This is a genomic window from Chryseobacterium mucoviscidosis, from assembly GCF_002177115.1.
Classification (GTDB): Bacteria; Bacteroidota; Bacteroidia; order Flavobacteriales; family Weeksellaceae; genus Chryseobacterium; species Chryseobacterium mucoviscidosis.
Map to the genome: position 1 here is coordinate 1 of NZ_MVAG01000063.1, position 576 is coordinate 576.

Here is a 576-nt window from a genome sequence, read left to right on the forward strand (position 1 = left end):
CCGCGGGATGGAGCAGTAGGTAGCTCGTCGGGCTCATAACCCGAAGGTCATCGGTTCGAGTCCGGTTCCCGCTACTATTGTAAAGAGTATTGCAGTTTTTGTGATACTCTTTTTATTTCTTTAAACTGTGATTAGTAAATGCCGGTATGGCGGATCATAGCCAAAACTTGGGGGCTATGCAAAAAGTTTAGTTAATCTGAATAGAAAGAAAGTTCTGTCTTTTACCCCTCGAAGTTGTAGTCTGAAGTTTTTAATTTTCGCATTAAAAGATTCCGCAGCAGCATTGGTGCTTCTTGCTTCAAAATAATTGAGAATATCGTTGTAATGATTTATAATGGTATTCTTTAGTGTAGAAAATGATTTAAAACCCGACTCTTCAACATCCTTAAACCAATGAGCCAACTTCAACATGGCAACGGATTTTGTTATATTTTGATTGTATATTTTTCTTAAACTATCCGATAAATGGTAGATTTTTTCTAAGTCGGGATATTCTCTAAACAGGATCTTTACTCGTTTACTTTGATTTTCTGTCCATTTTTCTCTGCTTTTGTAAAGTAAATACCGGCTTCTTGC

1 protein-coding gene and 1 tRNA gene are annotated in these 576 nt (G+C 36.6%); one reads left to right on the plus strand and one right to left on the minus strand.

Annotation, left to right across the window (positions count from 1 at the left end; translation table 11 throughout):
* Position 1: 1 nt before the first annotated feature.
* A tRNA-Met gene (locus B0E34_RS02515) sits at positions 2 to 74 on the plus strand.
* Between the two features lie 100 nt (positions 75 to 174).
* Here B0E34_RS02515 and B0E34_RS02520 read toward each other — a convergent pair.
* The coding region (locus tag B0E34_RS02520; RefSeq protein WP_165762939.1) for a transposase at positions 175 to 576 on the minus strand (402 nt) is incomplete at its 5' end.